The following is a 19,832-nucleotide window of genomic DNA, read 5'->3' on the forward strand; positions in this document are numbered from 1 at the left end:
CTGTCATGTTCGCTCTTCTCTTAGGAATTGTCGGGGCGCTGGCTCCATGCCAGCTGACCGGGAATATCGGAGCGGTGACGTTCTATGGGAATAAATCCTTTCAGAACGGTCTGGCATGGAAAGATGTCTTGTTTTTCAATGCCGGTAAAATTATGGTTTTCACACTTCTCGGCGTTTTCTTTTGGGTGTTGGGAAGCGGGTTCGAGAATGAATTGACCGCGTACTTTCCTTGGATCCGAAAGATGACAGGACCGCTGTTTATGCTGGTGGGTCTGTTTTTATTGGGCCTGATCAAGTTTCGGCTTCCCGGCAGACTTGCAGCGATGGCCGGAAACCGTTTTGCCGACGGGCGGGCCGGTTCGTTTTTAATGGGTGCCGGATTTTCGCTCGGTTTTTGTCCGACGATGTTCATTCTGTTCTTTTTCACGCTGATGCCGGTCGCCGTGACGGTTCCGTACGGCCTGGTTCTCCCTGGGCTCTTCGCGCTCGGCACGTCCCTGCCGCTCCTGCTGGCGATTTTTTTGATCTGGTATTACGGTGCGGGCGGGGCGGTCCTGAAGAAAGGCCGAAAATTCGGTTTCTATATGCAGCGGATTGCCGGTATCCTGCTTATCCTTCTTGGTCTGTTTGATGCGCTCACATACTGGACAATTTGATGGCTGCCAGTCAGACTGATGGATGATTGTTAAAACGGGAGTGGAAACGTGTGAAAGGAAAAGAAATCAGAGGAAATTGCCGGGCCGGGAAATTCAATGGAATGGTCCGGAGCAAGGTTCGGCGGGCCTCCGGCGGATGATCGGGAAAAGCATTGTCGCAAAATTGGGTGTCAGCATTTTGCTTCTTGTGCTGGCCGTCTTGCTGCCGCTTGGCTTTGTGCTGAATCAGTTATTCACGAATTTCTACTTCAATGAAACCGCGAATGAATTGATGACACTGACAGACCAGTACGCCGACGCGATTTCATCAGTGGAAGACGGACAGCTCGATCTGTATGAGCGGCTGGCGTCCCTTACAGGGAAAGAACTGCTTGTGGTGGACAGCAGCCGGATAGTCGTCGCCGATTCAGGGATCCCGGGCATCAGCGAAGGGGAACGCATGTCAAAAGAACTGCTGTCGGCTCTGGCAGAAAGTGCAGTGCAGCACAAAGAGACCGTATTCGTCCCTGGAGGCGCCGCCTATTTGAGTGCCGGCAAGCCGATATATGATGGCAGCGGACTTTCGGGGGGAGTTTTCGTTCTGGACTCCGTAACGGAGCTGAACCGGTCGCTTGCTGCAGTAAAGCAGTCTGTTCTGCTGGCCGGCACAGGAGCGGTCCTGCTGGCCATCGGTTTCATTTTCATTTTGACACGCAAACTCTCTATGCCTCTTCTCAGCATGGAGAAGGTTACACGGACCATAGCTAAAGGGAATTTGGAAGCACGCGTGGCAGAAGGTGCGGATGACGAGATCGGTTCACTTTCTGACGCTATCAATGATTTGGCGGTCGAGCTCCAGCGGATCCAAGTGAATCGCCGGCAGTTTTTTGCTGATATATCTCATGAGCTCCAGACACCCGTCACGTATTTGAAAGGGTACGCTGCTGCGCTGGAAAAGAATCTTTACCAGACTGATGAGGAGCGGCGGCAATTCGAGCGGATTATCGCCCAAGAAGCGAGCCGGCTGTCCCGGCTGATTTCGGAACTGTTCGATTTGGCGAAAATGGAAGAAGGGAAAATCGTTCTCACTATGGAAGCGGTGGACCTTTGTGAAATCACAGAAAATGTATTGGAAAAGATGGAAATTACAGCAAAAGACAAAGGGATCCAACTGGAATTCCGCAGGCCGGATTCAGTACCGCTCATTCATGGGGATGGCATGCGAATCGAGCAGATTTTGACGAATCTGCTGGAAAACGCAGTAAAATATACCGGGGACGGAACGGTGAAAGTGACTGTCCGGAATTCAGGCGATGTTGTGGAAACAGTTGTTGAAGATACTGGGCCTGGCATCCCTCCAGCAGACTTGCCCTACGTTTTCGACCGTTTCTACCGGGTCGAAAAATCACGTTCCCGGGAACATGGCGGAACAGGGCTTGGACTCGCCATTGTCAAACGGCTGACTGAATTGCAGGGCGGCACAGTATCGGTGACGAGCACGACAGGAAAGGGGACGGCATTCATCCTTTCCTTTTCCGCCATGAAGGAGGAATCCGTGTGAAGAAAGCTGAAACTGCAGCGGCCGTTTTCCTGATCGCTGCCGGTGTCCTCTGTTTAACCATGTCTGCCGGCTGGTTCATCGAACCGCAGTTCACCGCTGTGATGGCAACGTTCATGCAGGTCTGTCTGTGGATGGGACTTCCGATCGCGGCAGCAGGCACCTTATACTGGCATATTAAACAAAGCAGGAGGCAATGACTATGAAAAAAATAATGATACCCGCCATTTTGATTTCCGCGGCGGCTTTAGCTGCTTGTTCAGCGGAAGAAGAACCGGCAATGGAAGTGGAAGAAGCGGTCGAGGAAACAGACGCGGAGGCGGTTCCGGCTGAAGAAGACGGAGCGGAAGAAGAAACAGCTGAAACGGAAGAAGCTGCTGAAGCGGTGCCGACGGAAAGTGAAATCGAATTGACCCATGTCCACGGTCTGGGCATCACGGGCGACGGCGCTGCCCTTTACGTGCCGGCGCACGATGGGCTGAAAGTGTTCGAAGATAGCGTATGGCGCGCAGCAGAGGTTGCCCCGCATGACTTCATGGGCTTTTCGATGGTCGACGACGGCTTCTACACGAGCGGGCATCCAGCGCCGGGATCTGATCTGAAGAACCCGTTCGGCGTTTCCCGTTCGACCGATATGGGCGAAACGCTGGAGAATTTGAGCCTGTATGGCGAAATCGATTTCCACGCAATGGACGTCGGGTACAATTCACACGCCATTTACGTCATAAATCCGCAGCCGAACTCCGTCATGGATGAAGCCGGCCTTTATTATTCGACGGATGATGCGGCAACGTGGACACACAGCGCCGCGGAAGGCATATCCGGTCAGCTGATGGCCATTGCGGTCCATCCGACGGAAGAAGGGACGGTGGCGGCAGCCGGGGAACAGGGGGTGTTCGTTTCTGAAGACTTCGGCGAAACGTTCACGGAAGTCACGGACATCCCATCCACGGCGGTCGAGTTTGCACCGGATGGCACACTGCTGGCAGGCGGCGTGGCGGATCCGTTCACGCTGACTGTCTTCAGTGATGACTTTTCGGAAGGGACTGCGCTCCCGATTCCTGAACTTTCCGGCCAGAACGCGATCAGCTATATCGCAGTGAATCCGGAAAACGAAGAGCAGATCTTCTTCTCCACATTCGAGCGGGATATCTATCTGTCGGAAGACGGCGGCGAGAGCTGGGAGCAGATTGCAGACAACGGCACCGGCATCGATTTGGTGCAGCCATAAACGCTGCGATTTTGGCTGTGGAACTTTCAGCGGAAGAACGGAGGGAAGAGGATGAGAGCGAAAAAAATGCCTGCTGCCTTATTACTGGCGTTCCTTGCACTGCCCATAGCCGCGACCTCCGGGTTCGCAGGCGGTGGGAACGGCATGATGACCGGTGGCGGGGACGGAATGATGGGCCGGATGGGAACTGAAGACCATGCGGAAATGATGGGTGCGATGGACTCGTCCGTCGGGCAGGAGATGGTGGAGGCATGCACAGATTTCATGTCGTCTTCTGAAGAAGGGCGGACGGAGTGATCCGTTACAATGGGTCTTTGCGCAATTTTCGCAATGCCTGCCCCTTGTTCTTCTATGCTCGGATATCAGGAATGAAAGCACAAGGCTGATGAACGGCCAGCGGATCCTTAAACAGCCGCCGGCAGCGGGAGTGATGAGCAGATGGGTACGAGAGACCGGGTATTGATCGTGGACGACGAGTGGCAGATGCGGAATTTATTGAAAGTGCTTTTATATCCGTCATTTGATGCAGAGGAAGCGGAAGATGGTGAAGAGGCCCTTGCACTTTTGAAGAAAAAGAGTTTCAGCCTTGTGATTCTGGATCTCATGATGCCGGGGATAAGCGGATGGGAAGTATGCGAAAAAATCCGGGAAGAGAAGCAAGTGCCGATTCTCATGCTCACAGCCCGCGGCGACACAAAAGACAAAGTGGAAGGATTCACGGCGGGGGCAGATGATTATCTGGTAAAACCGTTTGAACCGGAAGAGCTCGTTGCGAGGGTGAAGGCGCTCGTCCGACGCGCCCGGGCAGGCGGGCAGATTGAAACAGATGTACTGGAAGCCGCCGATTTGAAAATCGACAGAACGGCACGGCTCATTTATGCGGGGAATACCATAGTTGAACTCACGCCTAAGGAGTTCGAGCTAGTTGAACTTCTGGCTGTCAACGACAAAGTCATTTTCACAAGAGACATGCTGATGGCCCGTATTTGGGAGACTCACCAGGAGCCGGACATCAGGACCACAGACACCCATATTAAAAATATCCGGGAAAAATTCAGAAAGGGCGGCCTTTCCTTCAACCCCATCCGGACCGTTTGGGGGAAGGGGTACAGGTTCCAGAAACCTGAATCGTAACCGCGGCATTACAATTCAATACCGGCAGGCTGTAGTTGACGCGCTTATTTGAAGACCAAAGTTCTTCCAGGAATCAAAAGGTTCCAGGAAGAGCTTTTTTATGTTGGGCATTCCCGGTTCAGAATATACTGCCTTGCTATTTTGTCAGTCTATTCCTAAAATAAAGACAAGAGCTGTAAAAAAATGGGGAGGTGCCGTTTATGAAGCTGAACGTGGAGCAGCGCCGGATCGTGGAACTGGAGCCGGCTGGTCCGATGCTTGTAAAGGGCGTGGCGGGGTCGGGGAAGACGACGGTGGCCATTAGGCGGATTAATTTTCTGAAGGATCATTATTGCCATGAAGAAGATGACCGGATTCTATTGGTCACTTACAATAAAACCTTGCTCCGCTACATAAAGCATCAATACGCCCGGCTGGCGGATACGGAGGAATCCGCGGCGGGGCTGTTCGCGTCGGATGCTGAAGTGAAAATCGCGACGATCGACAGCCTCATGTACAGCGCATTCAAGAGCTATGTGGCCCGGACGGGGAAGAAACTCGAAATCGCCCCGAAGGAGCTGCAGCATAAGAAGATGATCCTGGCGATCCACCACGTGAAAAAGTCCTTTCCGGATGTGAAGCTGCTGTCGCCGAAAAACAGCTTCTTCCTGGCAGAGGAAGCGGAGTGGATCGAGGCGTGCGCCATAACGGACGTGGAAGCTTACCAGTCGGCGGACCGGATCGGCCGGGCGGCAGGCGGCGGGAATACCCCTCAGAAACTCATGAAGAATTCGGACGTGCGGGCGGCCATTTTTGAAGTATCGCGCCAATACAGCGAACTGCTTGCGAAGGAAGGCATGGTCACTTTCAAGCGGATGAACATGCTGGCGCTGGAAGAAGCGCGTCAGGGCCGGGGTAAACGCTACACGCATATCATCATCGACGAGAGCCAGGATCTGACCCGTGTGCAGCTGGAATTCCTGAAGGAATTGTATATGGAGAAAGCGCATTCATCGCTGATGTTCGTCGCGGATAACACGCAGAGCATCTACGGGCAGTCATGGCTCGGCAAAGGCCGGCCGTACACGACAATCGGGTTCGACATGAGCGGGAAATCGCGGGCGCTCAGCAAAAATTACCGGACGACGACCGAGATTTCGACTGCCGCCTTCCACTTGATCGAAGCGGACGAAAGCATCCGGTCGAACGTGGATTTCGTCAAACCGGCACTGATCGACCGGCACGGGCACCCGCCGATCTACCGGTTTTTCCCGGCACCCCAGCAGCAGCTGCGGTTCCTCATCGATGAAATCGCACTGCTGAGAAACGATTATGCGCTGTCCGACATATGCGTGGTCGCCCGCGGCAACCGCAGCCTCGAGAGCACGGCGGCCGGACTCAACGCCGCCGGCATCCCGAGCGAGATCCTGCAGCGCGACGAACCGGACTTTGAATCCAATCAAGTGAAACTGGTGACGATGCACTCCATCAAAGGGCTCGAATTCAAAGTCATTTTCCTGATCGATCTGAATAAAGGACTGATCCCGCAAGATCTTCACGCAGATGCGGACGATCAGAAAACGGTTGAATCGGATGAGCGCAAACTGCTGTACGTCGGCATGACCCGCGCGAATGAACTGCTGTATATGTCATCCGTCAAACAGCCGTCCAAATTCATCCGCGAGTTCGATTTCAGGCAGTTCCGGATGAAGAAGGACGCTTCGCTGAAACCGTTCGAATCCATCACTTTGGAAGAGTATCAGCTGACCGGCCAGCTCGTCGATCTTCATTCCAAAGAAGAGCTTACGCGCCAGTGGCTGATCCGCGAGCTGCACCGGACGTACGGCTATCCGTATGAGCTCATGGAACTCGAATTCCAGGTCCAGCAGTTCTCGAAAAAAGGGTATTGCGACATCGCCGTCATGGTGTATGCCGATGGAGAAGCGCGGCCGTACATCCTCGCGGAAGTGAAGAAGTTCGGCAGCGGAATCGGGGAAGCCGCCGTCCAGCTAAAATCCTACATGGAAGCGGACAGCCGGGCATTTTACGGCATCGCCACCGATGGACTTGAAGTCAAAATCCTGGACCGGAACGGCGAAGAAGTGCAGGACCTGCCGAAATGCCGGCCGCAGTTCCTGCCAGAAATGAAAAACAGGCGGCTGTACACGAATTTCAAAAACGGGAAAAGCTATGATTACATGACGGACGGGGACGATGCCGGGCAGATCGAAATCCGGGAAGCAGGACAAGAAGTGCTGCTGCAGATCCATGAAACCGCGGAGGTTCCGCTGATGGGGGACGTGGCGGCGGGCAAACCGGCGCTGGCTGCCGAGTCCTACGAAGCTACTGTTACCCTCCCGAGGGACTGGGTGGTATCGCCGCGTGAGACGTTCTGTCTCACCGTGACAGGTGACAGCATGGCCGGCGCAGGGATCGATAAGGGCGACACCGTCATCGTCCACCGGCAGAGCGCCGCGTCGAACGGGGATATCGTCATCGCCGTGATCGATCAGGAAGCGACGATGAAAAAATACATGCCGATGGGCAGTGAAATTTTACTCGTGTCGGAAAATCCGGCCTATGAACCGATTTTGATGCGCGGGGAGGACGTGCGGATCAACGGCCGCGTCATCGGGGTGCTGAAAAAATGATTTTTTACTGTCCCTGTGCTGCGCATGATTCAGAATAGTTCCGTACACAGGGACCTAAAAAAGCGTATCCGGACACCGGCACGGGCGGCGGGGTGCGCTTTTTTTGAGGCGGCTCAGCACCTCATGCGGACGGTCCGGAATCATCCTTTTACGGATCCATTATTCGAAACGTATTGAATACACAGAAAAATTCATCTAGAATCAATACATTGCCATTGGGGGAGCAGCGTCGTTTCTTCCGGCAGTACATCATGGGGAGGGAAACATATGGGCAAAGATCTGCGCATTAAAAGTAAAGTCTTCAGCGATGGCGCGATGCGTGCGCCGAACCGGGCGATGCTGCGGGCTGTCGGCCTGAAAGACGAAGATTTCGAAAAGCCGATGATCGGCATCGCCAGCACATGGAGTGAGGTCACGCCATGCAACATCCATATCCATGACTTGGCCGTCAGTTCCAAGAAAGGGGCCAAGTCAGCCGGCGGCGTCCCGTTCATCTTCAATACGATCACCGTCTCGGACGGGATATCGATGGGGACCGAAGGAATGCGGTTTTCGCTTCCGAGCCGCGACGTCATTGCGGATTCGATCGAAACGGTCGTCGGTGCTGAAAACTTGGACGGTCTTGTGGCGATCGGCGGCTGCGATAAAAATATCCCCGGCTGCCTCATCGCGATCGCCAATTCGGAAGTTCCTGCGGTATTCGTCTACGGAGGGACGATTTCCCCCGGTGTCCATGACGGCCAGAACATCGACATTGTGTCTGTATTCGAAGGGGTCGGCCAGTATAACAGCGGGGCCATTCCGGAAGAAAAGCTGAGAAGCATCGAATGCAGCGCCTGTCCGGGGGCCGGTTCGTGCGGCGGGATGTATACCGCCAACACGATGGCTTCCGCTGCCGAAGCGATGGGCATGAGCCTGCCGGGCAGTTCATCGAACCCGGCCGAAGCCGCGCTGAAGCTGCAGGATTGCGAAGAAGCCGGAAAAGCCGTCGTCGGCCTGCTGGAGAAAGGCATTTATCCGAAGGACATCATGACGAAAGAGGCGTTCGAAAATGCGATCACTGTCGTGATGGCGCTCGGCGGCTCGACGAATGCGATTTTGCATTTATTGGCGATTGCCCATGCCGTTCAAGTCGATTTGACGATCGACGACTTCAACCGGCTGCAGAAAAAAGTGCCTCACATTGCCGATCTGAAACCGAGCGGCAAGTTCGTCATGGAAGATCTGCATCGGGTGGGCGGCGTCCAGGCAGTCATGAAATTGCTGCTGGAAGCCGGCTACCTCCACGGCGACTGCCTGACCGTGACCGGAAAAACAGTGGCGGAGAACTTGAAGGACGCGCCGGACCTTGCGGAAGGGCAGCAAGTGATCGTGCCGTTCGATAACCCGAAGCGGAAAGATGGACCGCTGATCGTGCTGAAAGGGAATTTGTCCCCGTCAGGCGCGGTGGCGAAAGTATCAGGTGTCAAAGTGAAGCGCCATACCGGCCCGGCCCGTGTATTCAACACGGAAAAAGAAGCGACGGCAGCCGTCGTGGATAACCGGATCAACGACGGGGATGTGCTGGTCATCCGCTATGTGGGACCGAAAGGCGGACCTGGCATGCCGGAGATGCTGTCGATATCCGCCATCCTGGTCGGAAAAGGCATGGGGGAATCCGTCGCGCTGCTGACGGACGGCCGTTTCTCGGGCGGCACCCACGGACTGGTCGTCGGCCATATTGCGCCTGAAGCGCAGGAGGGCGGTCCGATCGCTTTCCTGGAAGAAGGCGATATGGTGACGATCGACTCGGAGCGGCGCGAGATTTTCATGGACGTGTCTTCTGAAGAGCTTGAAGCGCGCCGGAAAAAATGGACCGCTCCTCCGCTGTACAGAAAAGGCGTGCTCGGAAAATATGCGCATAACGTCTCCTGTTCATCGAAAGGTGCCGTGACGGATTACCTGAACGGCTGAAGCCGTTTTTTCCGCAATAAAAGCAGCCGTGCCAACGATGAAGGCAGGAAGAGGAATCCGTTTCCTCTTCCTGCTTTTTTTTGCATGTAATTTTCGGAGGCAAACGAGCGTTCACGGAGCGAACGCCGGTCCCTTCCGCCAAAACAGAAAAAACGCGAAAAAATTTTTAAAAAACCAAAAGCGCAGTGCATCAACGATGTAAGCGGATTCAAAAAAATCAAAGATTCTAAATTAGCTAAAAACTTAAATAACAGTGTTGACACCGGTATTTTAAGGCGATAAGATTACAGGAATTTAAGAAACCCCAACACCGGCACCTCAGGAATTATGGCCGAAATTTCAGCGGAAAGAAGTGGACATCATGGCGAATCAGGTTATTTTCATGAACGGCGAATTCGTAAACAAAGAAGATGCGAAAGTTTCTGTGTATGACCACGGGTTTTTATACGGAGACGGAGTCTTCGAAGGGATCAGAAGTTACGACGGCAACATCTTCCGGCTCGAAGAGCACTTGGAGCGGCTTTACGATTCCGCCAAGTCCATTATGCTCGACATTCCTTACACCGTTGAGGAGATGACGGACATCATGACGGAGACCCTCCGTCAGAACGGATTGCGGGATGCATATATCCGCCTCGTGGTTTCAAGGGGCGTCGGCAACCTGGGGCTGGATCCCGCAAGCTGCGGCCGTCCGAATGTGATCGTGATTGCCGAAGAGCTGGCGCTGTTCCCGAAAACATTATATGAGACAGGCATCGAAATCGTTTCGGTGGCGACGAGGCGCAACCGCTCGGACGTCTTGAGCCCGAAAGTGAAATCCCTGAATTACTTGAATAACATTCTCGTCAAGATCGAAGCGAACCTGGCCGGCGTGCCGGAAGCCCTTATGATGAACGAACAGGGATATGTGGCGGAAGGATCGGCAGATAACATCTTCATCGTCAAAAAGGGGAAGCTGCTGACGCCTCCCGGGTATGTCGGGGCGCTTGAAGGCATCACCCGCAACGCCGTGATTGAACTGGCCGCCCGGAAAGGGTACGACATCCAGGAAGATGTCTTCACAAGGCACGACGTGTACATCGCGGATGAAGTGTTCCTGACAGGCACGGCCGCCGAGGTGATTTCCGTCATCAAGGTGGATGGCCGGACGATCGGTGACGGGAAACCGGGACCGGTGACAAGAGATTTGCTGCATTCATTCCGTCAGCTCGTACAGGAAGACGGCGTGAAAGTTTACGAAGAAAAAGTCGGTGTTCAGTAGGACAGCAGAATAGCCGTAACACAATGATGAGGACGCAAGCGAATGGAGTCCTGTATTCGACAGAGAGCCGGTAATGGTGGAAGCCGGCAATACAGCCATCCGCTTCTCACCTCTGAGTGAAATGCTGAAAGGGTCTTCCCGCATAAGCATTTCCGGAACCCGGACCGACCGGGTTCCGTTACCAAAAGGATAAGCCTGGCTTATCCATGAGGCTGCAGCGATGCAGTGAACCAGGGTGGTACCATGAAGCTTTTTCATCCCTGCGCAGAAGAGATTTTTTCTGTGCGGATGAAAAGGCTTTTTCTTTTGGCCGGCGGAAGACCCACAGACGCCGGCAGAAATATGAAAAGGAGGCGGAAAAATTGGAAGTGAATGTACAGACGCGGGACACAGCGGTCCAAACAGAACAGAAAAGCGGGGCTGATCTCCTGATCGAGCTGCTGAAAGAGCAGGAAGTCGAACTGATTTTTGGTTATCCCGGAGGCGCCGTGCTTCCGATTTACGACGCCTTGTATAAAAACCCGATCCGCCATGTGCTTGCGCGGCACGAGCAGGGAGCGATCCACGCGGCAGAAGGCTATGCCCGTGTTTCCGGAAAAACCGGAGTTGTCCTTGCCACTTCGGGGCCGGGCGCCACGAATCTGGTGACCGGCATCGCGGACGCCATGCTCGACTCCCTGCCGCTCGTGGTGTTCACCGGGCAGGTGGCCACGACGGTCATCGGGACAGACGCGTTCCAGGAAGCGGACATCGTCAGCATCACCCAGCCCATCACGAAGCATAACTACCAAGTGAAAAATGCGGAGGACTTGCCGCGCATCGTCAAAGAGGCGTTCTACATCGCGTCGACCGGACGGCCGGACCCGTGGTGGTGGACATCCCGAAAAACATTGCTGCGGGACCGTCGGCAGCGGTTCCGGCAGAAGAAGTGCGGCTGCCAGGCTACCAGCCGACAACGGCACCGAACTACTTGCAGATCCAAAAAGCGGTGCAGGCACTGAAGGAAGCGAAGCAGCCGCTCATCCTTGCGGGGGCCGGCGTGCTGGCCGCGGAAGCTTCAGCGGAACTGCAGGCATTCGCCGAACGGCACAGCATCCCGGTCACGAACACACTCCTTGGTCTCGGCAGTATGCCGGGAACCCATGAACTGTTCCTCGGGATGGCCGGCATGCACGGCACCTATACGGCGAACACCGCCATCTGCCAGTGCGACGTGCTCTTGAACATCGGCGCCCGGTTCGATGACCGGCTGACGGGCAATTTGGCATCGTTCGCGCCGAACGCCAAAGTGATCCATATCGATATCGACCCGGCGGAGATCGGCAAGAACGTCCCGACGGACATCCCGATCGTAGCGGATGCCAGGAAAGCTTTGACGGCGCTGCTCGGACAGCCGTTCACCCGGCAGGATACAGAAGGCTGGCTGGACGGACTGGCTGCGAATAAAACCGAGTATCCGCTCTGGTACACCGGAAGCAGTGAAGAGCACATCCTCCCGCAGCAGGCGGTCGAGCTGATCCGCCGGCTGACGGGCGGCGATGCCATCGTGACGACGGATGTCGGCCAGCATCAGATGTGGGCAGCCCAGTACTACGCATTCAACAGTCCGCATAACTGGGTCACTTCCGGGGGGCTCGGGACCATGGGATTCGGCTTTCCGGCCGCGATCGGCGCCCAGCTGGCAAAACCGGATGAACTCGTGGTGGCGGTCGTCGGCGACGCCGGCTTCCAGATGACGCTGCAGGAACTTTCGCTTTTACAGGAACTGCGGCTGCCGGTCAAAGTGGTGATCATGAACAACCAGAGCCTCGGAATGGTCCGGCAGTGGCAGGAGACATTCTACGAAGAACGGTATTCCCAGTCGCTGATCCACGTGCAGCCGGATTTTGTGAAATTGGCACAGGCCTACGGAATCGATGCCTACAAAGCGGAGACGCCGGCGGAAGCGGAAACGGTTTTCCGTGAAGCGTTCGCGTCGGACAGACCGGCTCTGATCGACTGCCGGGTCCTGCAGCTCGAAAACGTCTACCCGATGGTGGCGCCGGGGAAAGGGCTGAACGAAATGATCGGGGTGACAGGAAAATGAAGCGGATCATAACAGCGACAGTCATCAATCAGAGCGGCGTCCTGAACCGGGTGACGGGTCTATTGATGAAACGGCAATTCAATATCGAAAGCATTTCAGTCGGCCTCACCGAACAGGCCGGCGTGTCGAAAATGACATTCGTCGTCAACGTGGAAGACGAACGGAAACTGGAACAGCTGCTGAAACAGCTCCAGAAACAGATCGATGTGCTGAAAGTCCATGACATCACGGATAAAGCCACAGTCGTCCGGGAGCTGGCGCTGATCAAAGTGGCGTCTCCTCCTGCGGCGCGCGGGGAAATCTACAGCATCGCGGAACCATTCCGGGCGACCGTCATCGACATGGGCAAAAATGTCACGACGTTCCAAGTGACCGGCGAACCGGAGAAAATCGATGCCTTCATCGACCTGCTGAAACCGTACGGTGTAAAAGAACTGACGCGGAGCGGTGTATCGGCATTCGTCCGGGAAACGCAAAAACCTTATACAGCCCAGCTGTCCATTCTATAAAACGAACCCAACCATCCGAGGAGGAATAAACAATGGCGAAAATGTACTATAACCAAGACGTAAACGAACAGGTGCTTCAAGGAAAGACGATCGCGATCATCGGTTACGGATCGCAAGGCCACGCACACGCCCGCAACTTGAAGGATTCCGGCTATGATGTCGTCGTCGGCGTCCGGCCCGGCAAATCATTCGAGAAAGCCCAGGCGGACGGGCTTCGGGTGACGGACGCTGCGGAAGCGGCCCAGGCGGCGGATGTCATCATGGTGCTGGTGCCGGATGAGCGCCAGACCGAAGTGTACAACGAAGCGATCCAGCCGGCACTCAAGGCGGGGAAATCCCTTGTTTTCGCCCACGGGTTCAATATCCACTTTAATCAGATCGTGCCGCCGCCGGATGTGGACGTGTTCCTTGTCGCTCCGAAAGGCCCCGGCCATCTCGTGCGCCGGACTTACGAATCCGGCGCAGGTGTCCCGGCTTTATTCGCAGTCCATCAGGATGTGAGCGGCCAGGCGGAAGATGTGGCCCTCGCTTACGCGAAAGGGATCGGCGCGGCTCGGGCCGGCGTCTTGGAAACGACCTTCAAGGAAGAGACCGAGACCGACCTCTTCGGCGAACAGGCTGTGCTGTGCGGGGGGCTGACGTCTCTCGTGAAAGCCGGATTCGAAACGCTCGTGGAAGCGGGCTATCAGCCGGAATTGGCCTACTTCGAATGTCTCCATGAGCTGAAACTGATCGTCGACCTGATGTACGAAGGCGGACTGTCGGGCATGCGCTACTCGATTTCGGACACCGCCCAGTGGGGGGACTTCGTATCCGGCCCGCGCGTGGTCGACGAAGGGACGAAAGACCGGATGAAAGACATCCTGAAAGACATCCAGACCGGCAAGTTCGCAAAAGGCTGGCTGCTTGAAAATCAGCTGAACCGCCCGGAATTCCGGGCGATTGAACAAGCCGAGGAAACCCACCAGATCGAGCAGGTCGGCCGGGAATTGCGTGCCATGATGCCGTTTGTGAACCCGGCAAAAGAAGAAACCCGGAAAGAGGTGACGGCGGATGCGAAAAATTGACATTTTCGACACGACATTGCGGGACGGAGAACAGTCAGCCGGCATTAACCTGAACACGGCGGAGAAGATCGAAATCGCCCGCCAGCTGGAACGGCTCGGTGTCACCGTCATCGAGTCCGGCTTCCCGGCCGCTTCCCCAGGGGATTTCGATGCGGTGCAGCGAATCGCCGGCACGGTGAAGAACTCGATCGTAACCGGTCTGGCCCGCTCGGTCAAACGGGATATCGACCGGGCGTGGGAAGCGCTGCGCGGCGCGGAACAGCCGCATGTCCATATCTTCCTGGCGACTTCACCGATCCATATGGAACACAAACTGATGAAGACACCGGACCAGGTCGTGGAAGCGGCCGTCGAGTCTGTGAAATATGCCCGCCGTTTCTTCCCGCTTGTCCAGTGGTCGGCCGAGGATGCGTCCCGGTCGGATCTGGAATTCCTTGCCCGGATCATCGGGGAAGTGGTGGAAGCGGGCGCGACGACCATCAACATTCCGGATACCGTCGGATACGCCACACCGCAGGAATACGGTGAAATGTTCCGCTACTTGAAAGAGAACGTGAAAGGGATCGACCGCGTGAAGCTGTCGGCCCATTGCCATAATGACCTCGGAATGGCGACCGCCAACACGCTGGCGGCGATCGAAAACGGTGCCGATCAGGTGGAAGGCACGATCAACGGCATCGGGGAGCGGGCAGGAAACGTGGCGCTGGAAGAAATAGCGGTGGCGCTGCATATCCGCAAGCCGGTGTATGAAGTCGAGACGTCGGTGAATTTCCATGAAATCAAGCGGACCAGCCAGCTCGTCAGCCAGCTGACCGGCAGCATCATCCAGCCGAACAAAGCGGTCGTCGGCAAGAACGCATTCGCCCACGAATCCGGCATCCATCAGGACGGCATGCTGAAGAATCCGCTGACATACGAAATCATCACGCCGGAACTGATCGGGGACGCAGCGACGGAACTTGTCCTCGGAAAACACTCCGGGCGTCATGCCTTCAAAGACCGGGCCATCAAGATGGGCTTCGAGCTGAGCGAAGAGAAACTGAACAACGCCTTTGCGGAATTCAAAAAACTTGCGGACCGCAAAAAAGTGATTGTGGAAGAAGATCTGATGGTGCTGCTCACGGATCAGCAGATCCACGACGAGGACGTGCCGGTGTATGAACTTGCCAGTGTGCAGGTGCAGTACGGTACTGCGCACGTTCCGACCGCGACGGTCACCGCCTATTCACCGGAAGGGGAATTGATCAGTGAAGCGGCGACGGGTGCCGGCTCGGTCGAAGCGATCTTCAATACGCTGGAACGGGTCGTCAAAGAGGAAGTGCATATCCTCGATTACCGGGTCACTTCCATCGGGAAAGGGCGCGACGCCCTCGGTGAAGCGGTCATCAACATGAGTTACGGCGGGGAGACCGTGACCGGACGCGACGCGGCACAGGATGTGCTGGAAGCGACGGCGAAAGCGTACTTGAACGCAGTGAACCGCCAAGTGGCAAAAACGGAAGCGAGACTGAAAGCAGCGGCAATTTAACGATAAACCCCACTTCGAGGAGGAGATCAATATGGTGAAAAACATCGCAGTAATGCCTGGTGACGGAATCGGTCCGGAAGTGACGGAAGCGGCAGTGGAAGTACTTCGGGCGGTGGCGCGGCGCTATGGCCACGCATTCCGGTTCAATTACGCAGCCATCGGAGGGGATGCGATCGAACAGTTCGGCCATCCGCTCCCGGAAGAGACGATCGCAGCCTGCCGTGCGAGCGATGCGGCCATCCTCGGTGCTGTCGGAGGGCCGAAATGGGATCAGCAGCCATCGCACCTGCGGCCCGAACAGGGCCTGCTCGGCATCCGGAAAGAGTTTGGCCTGTTCACTAATATCCGGCCGGTCAAAGCGGTGCCTTCACTGCTTGGCTCTTCTCCGCTGAAGGAGGAAGTGGCCCAAGACGTCGATCTGGTGATCGTCCGCGAACTGACAGGCGGCGTCTATTTCGGTGAACCGAAGCAGCGGTCGCCGAAAGGGGCGGTCGATACGATGGTTTATTCGCGGGAAGAAATCGAACGGATCGTCGATCAGGCATTCCGGATCGCCCGGACGCGCAACGGGAAAGTCACGTCGGTCGACAAAGCGAATGTCCTGGAGACGAGCAAGCTGTGGCGCGAAGTGGTCGAGGAAAAGAAAGCCGGTTATCCGGATGTGGAAGTGGAGCACATGCTCGTCGATACGGCGGCGATGAAACTGATCACCGATCCCCGGTCGTTCGACGTCATCGTCACGGAAAATATGTTCGGCGACATCTTGAGCGATGAAGCGTCGGTCATCACCGGGTCTCTCGGCATGTTGCCATCCGCCAGCATCCGGACCGACGGATTCGGCATTTACGAACCGGTCCACGGTTCTGCACCGGATATCGCGGGACAGAACAAAGCGAATCCGACGGCGGCGATCCTGTCGGCGGCGATGATGCTGAAGCACTCATTCGGCCTCCATACCGAAGCGGCCGCTGTGGAAGAAGCCGTGGCGGGTGTACTCGAAGACGGCTACTGCACAGGCGATATCGCAGGCGCGGGCAAGCGGGTCATCTCGACAGGCGCATTCGCCGCGCAAGTCATCGAAGAACTGGAACGGGAATTCGTCTCCGAACACATCATGTATTCTTATCGCTAAAGAAAGGAGCAGCTGCCATGCCAAAGACGATCATCGAAAAAATCTGGGAACAGCACGTTGTATACGAAGAAGAAGGAAAACCGGATCTGCTTTACATCGACCTGCATCTGCTGCATGAAGTCACATCCCCTCAGGCGTTCGAGGGGCTGCGGCTCAACGGGCGCAGCGTCAGGCGGCCGGATCTGTGCTTTGCCACCATGGATCACAATGTGCCGACGCGGAACCGGAACATCATCACGGACCCCATTTCCCGGAAGCAGATCAAAACGCTTCAGGAGAATTGTGAAGAGTTCGGTGTTCCGCTCGCAGGCATCGACCATCCGGATCAGGGCATCGTCCATGTGATCGGACCCGAGCTCGGTCTCACCCAGCCCGGCAAAACGATTGTCTGCGGAGACAGCCACACATCCACGCACGGCGCGTTCGGTGCGCTGGCGTTCGGGATCGGGACGAGTGAAGTCGAGCATGTGCTTTCGACGCAGACTCTCTGGCAGTCACGGCCGAAGACGATGGAAATCCGGATTGACGGTGAACTCGGATTCGGTGTGGCCGCTAAAGACGTCATCCTCGCCATCATCGCGAAGTTCGGGATCGATGTGGGGACCGGGCATATTGTGGAATATACCGGGGAAGCCGTCCGGAAGCTATCGATGGAAGAGCGGATGACGATCTGCAACATGTCCATCGAAGCGGGCGCACGCGCCGGATTGATCAGCCCCGACGAAACGACGGTCGAGTACATGAAGGGCCGCCGGCATGTACCGCAAGGGGCGGCGTTCGAAGAGGCGGCCGACCGCTGGCGGGCGCTGGCCAGTGATCCGGGGGCCGTCTATGACACAACCTTGACGATCCATGCGGATGAAATTTCGCCGTTTGTGACGTGGGGAACGAACCCGTCCATGGGATCCGGAATTGCCGGGACGGTGCCGATGCTGACGGACTTCGATAAAGAGGCGGACCGGGAAGCTGTCCGGAAAGCGCTGGCGTATATGAACCTCGAGGAAGGCGTTCCGCTCGATTCCATCGAAATCCAGCACGTCTTCATCGGATCCTGCACGAACGCCCGTCTCGCGGATCTGCGCGCGGCAAGCGAAATCGTGAAGGGCAGAAACGTCCATCCGGCCGTCCGGGCCATTGTCGTACCGGGCTCTGCATCGGTCAAACGGGCGGCGGAAGAAGAAGGGATTGACCAAATTTTCCTGGATGCCGGTTTCGAATGGCGGGAAACGGGCTGCAGCATGTGCCTGGCAATGAATGAAGATGCAGTTCCGGCCGGAGAGAGATGCGCTTCGACGTCGAACCGGAACTTCGAAGGCCGCCAGGGGGCAGGTTCCATGACCCACCTCGTCAGCCCGGTGATGGCTGCTGCAGCGGCGGTCGAAGGACGACTGACCGATGTCCGGAATTACTTGAAAGAGCCGGTGCCATCGGCATAAAACAGCAGAGGAGGCGCAGCCATGCAGCCGATTAACGAAATTCACAGTGTGATGACACCGCTCGACCGGCAAAATGTGGATACCGACCAGATCATTTCCAAAGAATTCCTGAAGCGTATCGAGCGGACCGGTTTCGGAAAGTACTTGTTTTATCATTGGCGGTTCCGGCCGGACGGCAGTCCCGACAATGATTTTGTCCTGAACGACCCGCGGTATGCCGGCTCTGATATCCTGGTGGCGCAGGATAACTTCGGCTGCGGCTCATCGCGTGAACACGCACCTTGGGCGATCCAGGATTACGGATTCAAGGCGGTCATCGCGCCGAGCTTCGCGGATATTTTCTATAATAATTGCGTGAAGAACGGCCTGTTGCCGATCCGGCTTCCGGAAGAGGCAGTGTCGGAGCTTCTTGAAAAGGGGAAACGGGAACCTTATCAGCTTCAGATCAGCCTCGAAGACCAGACCGTACGGGGGGCGGACGGAACCGTCCATTCCTTCGAAATCGATCCGTACTGGAAACAGATGCTGCTGAACGGCTGGGATGAGATTTCGCTGACATTCCAATACGAACCGCATATCGAAGCTTACGAAAAAAAGACGGCACGTGCTTGAAGTGCCGTCCGGAACATCATATTACTTTAGTTAGGAGATGAGTTTCTTGGGAATTCCTATGACACAGAAGGGCTATACCATGCGCTGAACCGCCTTTCACCGATCATCCACCGCACACCGTGCAAGCAGTCGGCCACACTGAACAGACTGACAGGCAAAAGCATTGATCTGAAGCTTGAAAATCTGCAGAAGACCGGATCATTCAAAGTGCGCGGCGCTTACAATAAAATCAGTCAGCTTCCGGACAGCGCCTGTTCGGGCGGAATCATTGCCGCTTCTGCGGGAAACCATGCACAGGGCGTGGCGCTTGCCGGCCGGGCACGCGGTGTCCCGGTGACCGTGTTCATGCCGGAGACGACGCCTCAGGCAAAAGTGACCGCGACCCGGCAATACGGAGCCGCGGTGAAATTGACCGGCAGCGGGTTCGACGAGGCTTATGCTGCCGCCAGAGAAGAACAGGCGGTGACGGGTGCCGTGTTCGTCCATCCTTTTGACGATCCGGCCATCATCGAGGGCCAGGCGACAGTCGCTCTGGAAATGCTCCAGCAGTGCCCGGACCTCGACACCCTGCTCGTCCCGGCGGGCGGCGGAGGGCTTCTTGCCGGGACGGCTATAGCGGTTAAAGCGCTCCGTCCGTCGGTCCGTGTCATCGGTATCCAGACGGAATCCGCGCCGGCCATCGCTTCGCTCTTCCGCAGCATTCCGCCAATAATCCCGGGCGGTCCTGCCATTGCCGAAGGCATCATGGTGAAAACGCCGGGCAAGTTGACGACGGACATCATTTCATCCCTGGTGGATGACGTGTGGACTGTGACGGAGCGGGAGATTTCATCGGCGATCCTCTTCATGCTGGAACGGGAAAAGATGCTGGTCGAAGGAGCGGGGGCTGCCACGACGGCGGCCGCGCTACACGGTTATTTGCCGGCGTCGGCCAGGAAAGTCGGCGCCATCGTCAGCGGCGGGAATCTGGACGTGTCCCGGCTGGCTGAATGCAGGGAGCTGTCAGCAGGCGTGGCGGTCGGATAGGCCAGGTGCCTGTGTCAGACGCAATTCCAGACCA

Annotated in this window: 16 protein-coding genes and 1 pseudogene; all 17 read left to right on the forward strand. The window is 56.3% G+C overall.

Translation table 11 applies throughout. From position 1 onward, the window contains the following. A partial coding sequence (locus CCE92_RS13620) for an urease accessory protein UreH domain-containing protein (protein ID WP_144391026.1) occupies positions 1 to 656 on the forward strand: 656 nt, incomplete at its 5' end. Positions 657 to 792: 136 nt separating this feature from the next. Further along, positions 793 to 2,196 (forward strand): sensor histidine kinase, encoded by a 1,404-nt coding sequence (locus tag CCE92_RS13625; protein WP_162287882.1) that lies wholly within the window; start codon positions 793 to 795, stop codon positions 2,194 to 2,196. After that, positions 2,193 to 2,393 (forward strand): hypothetical protein, encoded by a 201-nt coding sequence (locus tag CCE92_RS13630; RefSeq protein ID WP_088008784.1) that lies wholly within the window; start codon positions 2,193 to 2,195, stop codon positions 2,391 to 2,393. The genes CCE92_RS13625 and CCE92_RS13630 overlap by 4 nt, the downstream gene beginning before the upstream one ends. 2 nt (positions 2,394 to 2,395) lie before the next feature. After that, positions 2,396 to 3,424 (forward strand): F510_1955 family glycosylhydrolase, encoded by a 1,029-nt coding sequence (locus CCE92_RS13635; protein ID WP_088008787.1) that lies wholly within the window; start codon positions 2,396 to 2,398, stop codon positions 3,422 to 3,424. Positions 3,425 to 3,475: 51 nt separating this feature from the next. Then, on the forward strand, positions 3,476 to 3,721 hold the full coding sequence (locus tag CCE92_RS13640; protein WP_088008790.1) for a hypothetical protein: 246 nt from the start codon (positions 3,476 to 3,478) through the stop codon (positions 3,719 to 3,721). A gap of 141 nt (positions 3,722 to 3,862) precedes the next feature. After that, entirely contained in the window at positions 3,863 to 4,558 is a 696-nt protein-coding gene (locus tag CCE92_RS13645; RefSeq protein WP_088008792.1) for a response regulator transcription factor, read from the forward strand. A gap of 200 nt (positions 4,559 to 4,758) precedes the next feature. Continuing rightward, a complete protein-coding gene (gene lexA, locus CCE92_RS13650; protein ID WP_088008797.1) occupies positions 4,759 to 7,188 on the forward strand; it encodes a transcriptional repressor LexA in 2,430 nt (809 codons plus the stop codon). A gap of 267 nt (positions 7,189 to 7,455) precedes the next feature. Further along, on the forward strand, positions 7,456 to 9,141 hold the full coding sequence (gene ilvD / locus CCE92_RS13655; RefSeq protein ID WP_088008800.1) for a dihydroxy-acid dehydratase: 1,686 nt from the start codon (positions 7,456 to 7,458) through the stop codon (positions 9,139 to 9,141). A gap of 361 nt (positions 9,142 to 9,502) precedes the next feature. Next, positions 9,503 to 10,402 (forward strand): branched-chain-amino-acid transaminase, encoded by a 900-nt coding sequence (gene ilvE, locus CCE92_RS13660; RefSeq protein WP_088008803.1) that lies wholly within the window; start codon positions 9,503 to 9,505, stop codon positions 10,400 to 10,402. 362 nt (positions 10,403 to 10,764) lie between these two features. After that, a pseudogene (ilvB, locus tag CCE92_RS13665) lies at positions 10,765 to 12,488 on the forward strand (biosynthetic-type acetolactate synthase large subunit). Further along, on the forward strand, positions 12,485 to 12,997 hold the full coding sequence (ilvN, locus tag CCE92_RS13670) for an acetolactate synthase small subunit (RefSeq protein ID WP_088008806.1): 513 nt from the start codon (positions 12,485 to 12,487) through the stop codon (positions 12,995 to 12,997). Before ilvB ends, ilvN begins: the two are co-directional and overlap by 4 nt. A 32-nt stretch (positions 12,998 to 13,029) precedes the next feature. Beyond that, on the forward strand, positions 13,030 to 14,064 hold the full coding sequence (gene ilvC, locus CCE92_RS13675; protein ID WP_088008808.1) for a ketol-acid reductoisomerase: 1,035 nt from the start codon (positions 13,030 to 13,032) through the stop codon (positions 14,062 to 14,064). Next, positions 14,051 to 15,592: a 2-isopropylmalate synthase gene (locus CCE92_RS13680; RefSeq protein WP_088008811.1), complete on the forward strand. Its 1,542-nt coding sequence runs from the start codon at positions 14,051 to 14,053 to the stop codon at positions 15,590 to 15,592. Before ilvC ends, CCE92_RS13680 begins: the two co-directional genes overlap by 14 nt. A gap of 31 nt (positions 15,593 to 15,623) precedes the next feature. Continuing rightward, entirely contained in the window at positions 15,624 to 16,724 is a 1,101-nt protein-coding gene (gene leuB, locus CCE92_RS13685; protein ID WP_088008814.1) for a 3-isopropylmalate dehydrogenase, read from the forward strand. A 17-nt stretch (positions 16,725 to 16,741) separates the two neighbouring features. Continuing rightward, positions 16,742 to 18,160: a 3-isopropylmalate dehydratase large subunit gene (leuC, locus tag CCE92_RS13690; RefSeq protein ID WP_088008817.1), complete on the forward strand. Its 1,419-nt coding sequence runs from the start codon at positions 16,742 to 16,744 to the stop codon at positions 18,158 to 18,160. Between the two features lie 21 nt (positions 18,161 to 18,181). After that, complete coding sequence (gene leuD / locus CCE92_RS13695) at positions 18,182 to 18,772, forward strand: 3-isopropylmalate dehydratase small subunit (protein ID WP_088008820.1); 591 nt, start codon at positions 18,182 to 18,184, stop codon at positions 18,770 to 18,772. A 105-nt stretch (positions 18,773 to 18,877) separates the two neighbouring features. Next, positions 18,878 to 19,798 carry a threonine ammonia-lyase gene (locus CCE92_RS13700; protein ID WP_338152476.1) on the forward strand — a complete coding sequence of 307 codons (921 nt, stop codon included), beginning with the start codon at positions 18,878 to 18,880 and terminating at the stop codon, positions 19,796 to 19,798. Positions 19,799 to 19,832: the final 34 nt, after the last annotated feature.

The sequence above is a fragment of the Indiicoccus explosivorum genome, from assembly GCF_002167005.1.
Taxonomy (GTDB): Bacteria; Bacillota; Bacilli; order Bacillales_A; family Planococcaceae; genus Indiicoccus; species Indiicoccus explosivorum.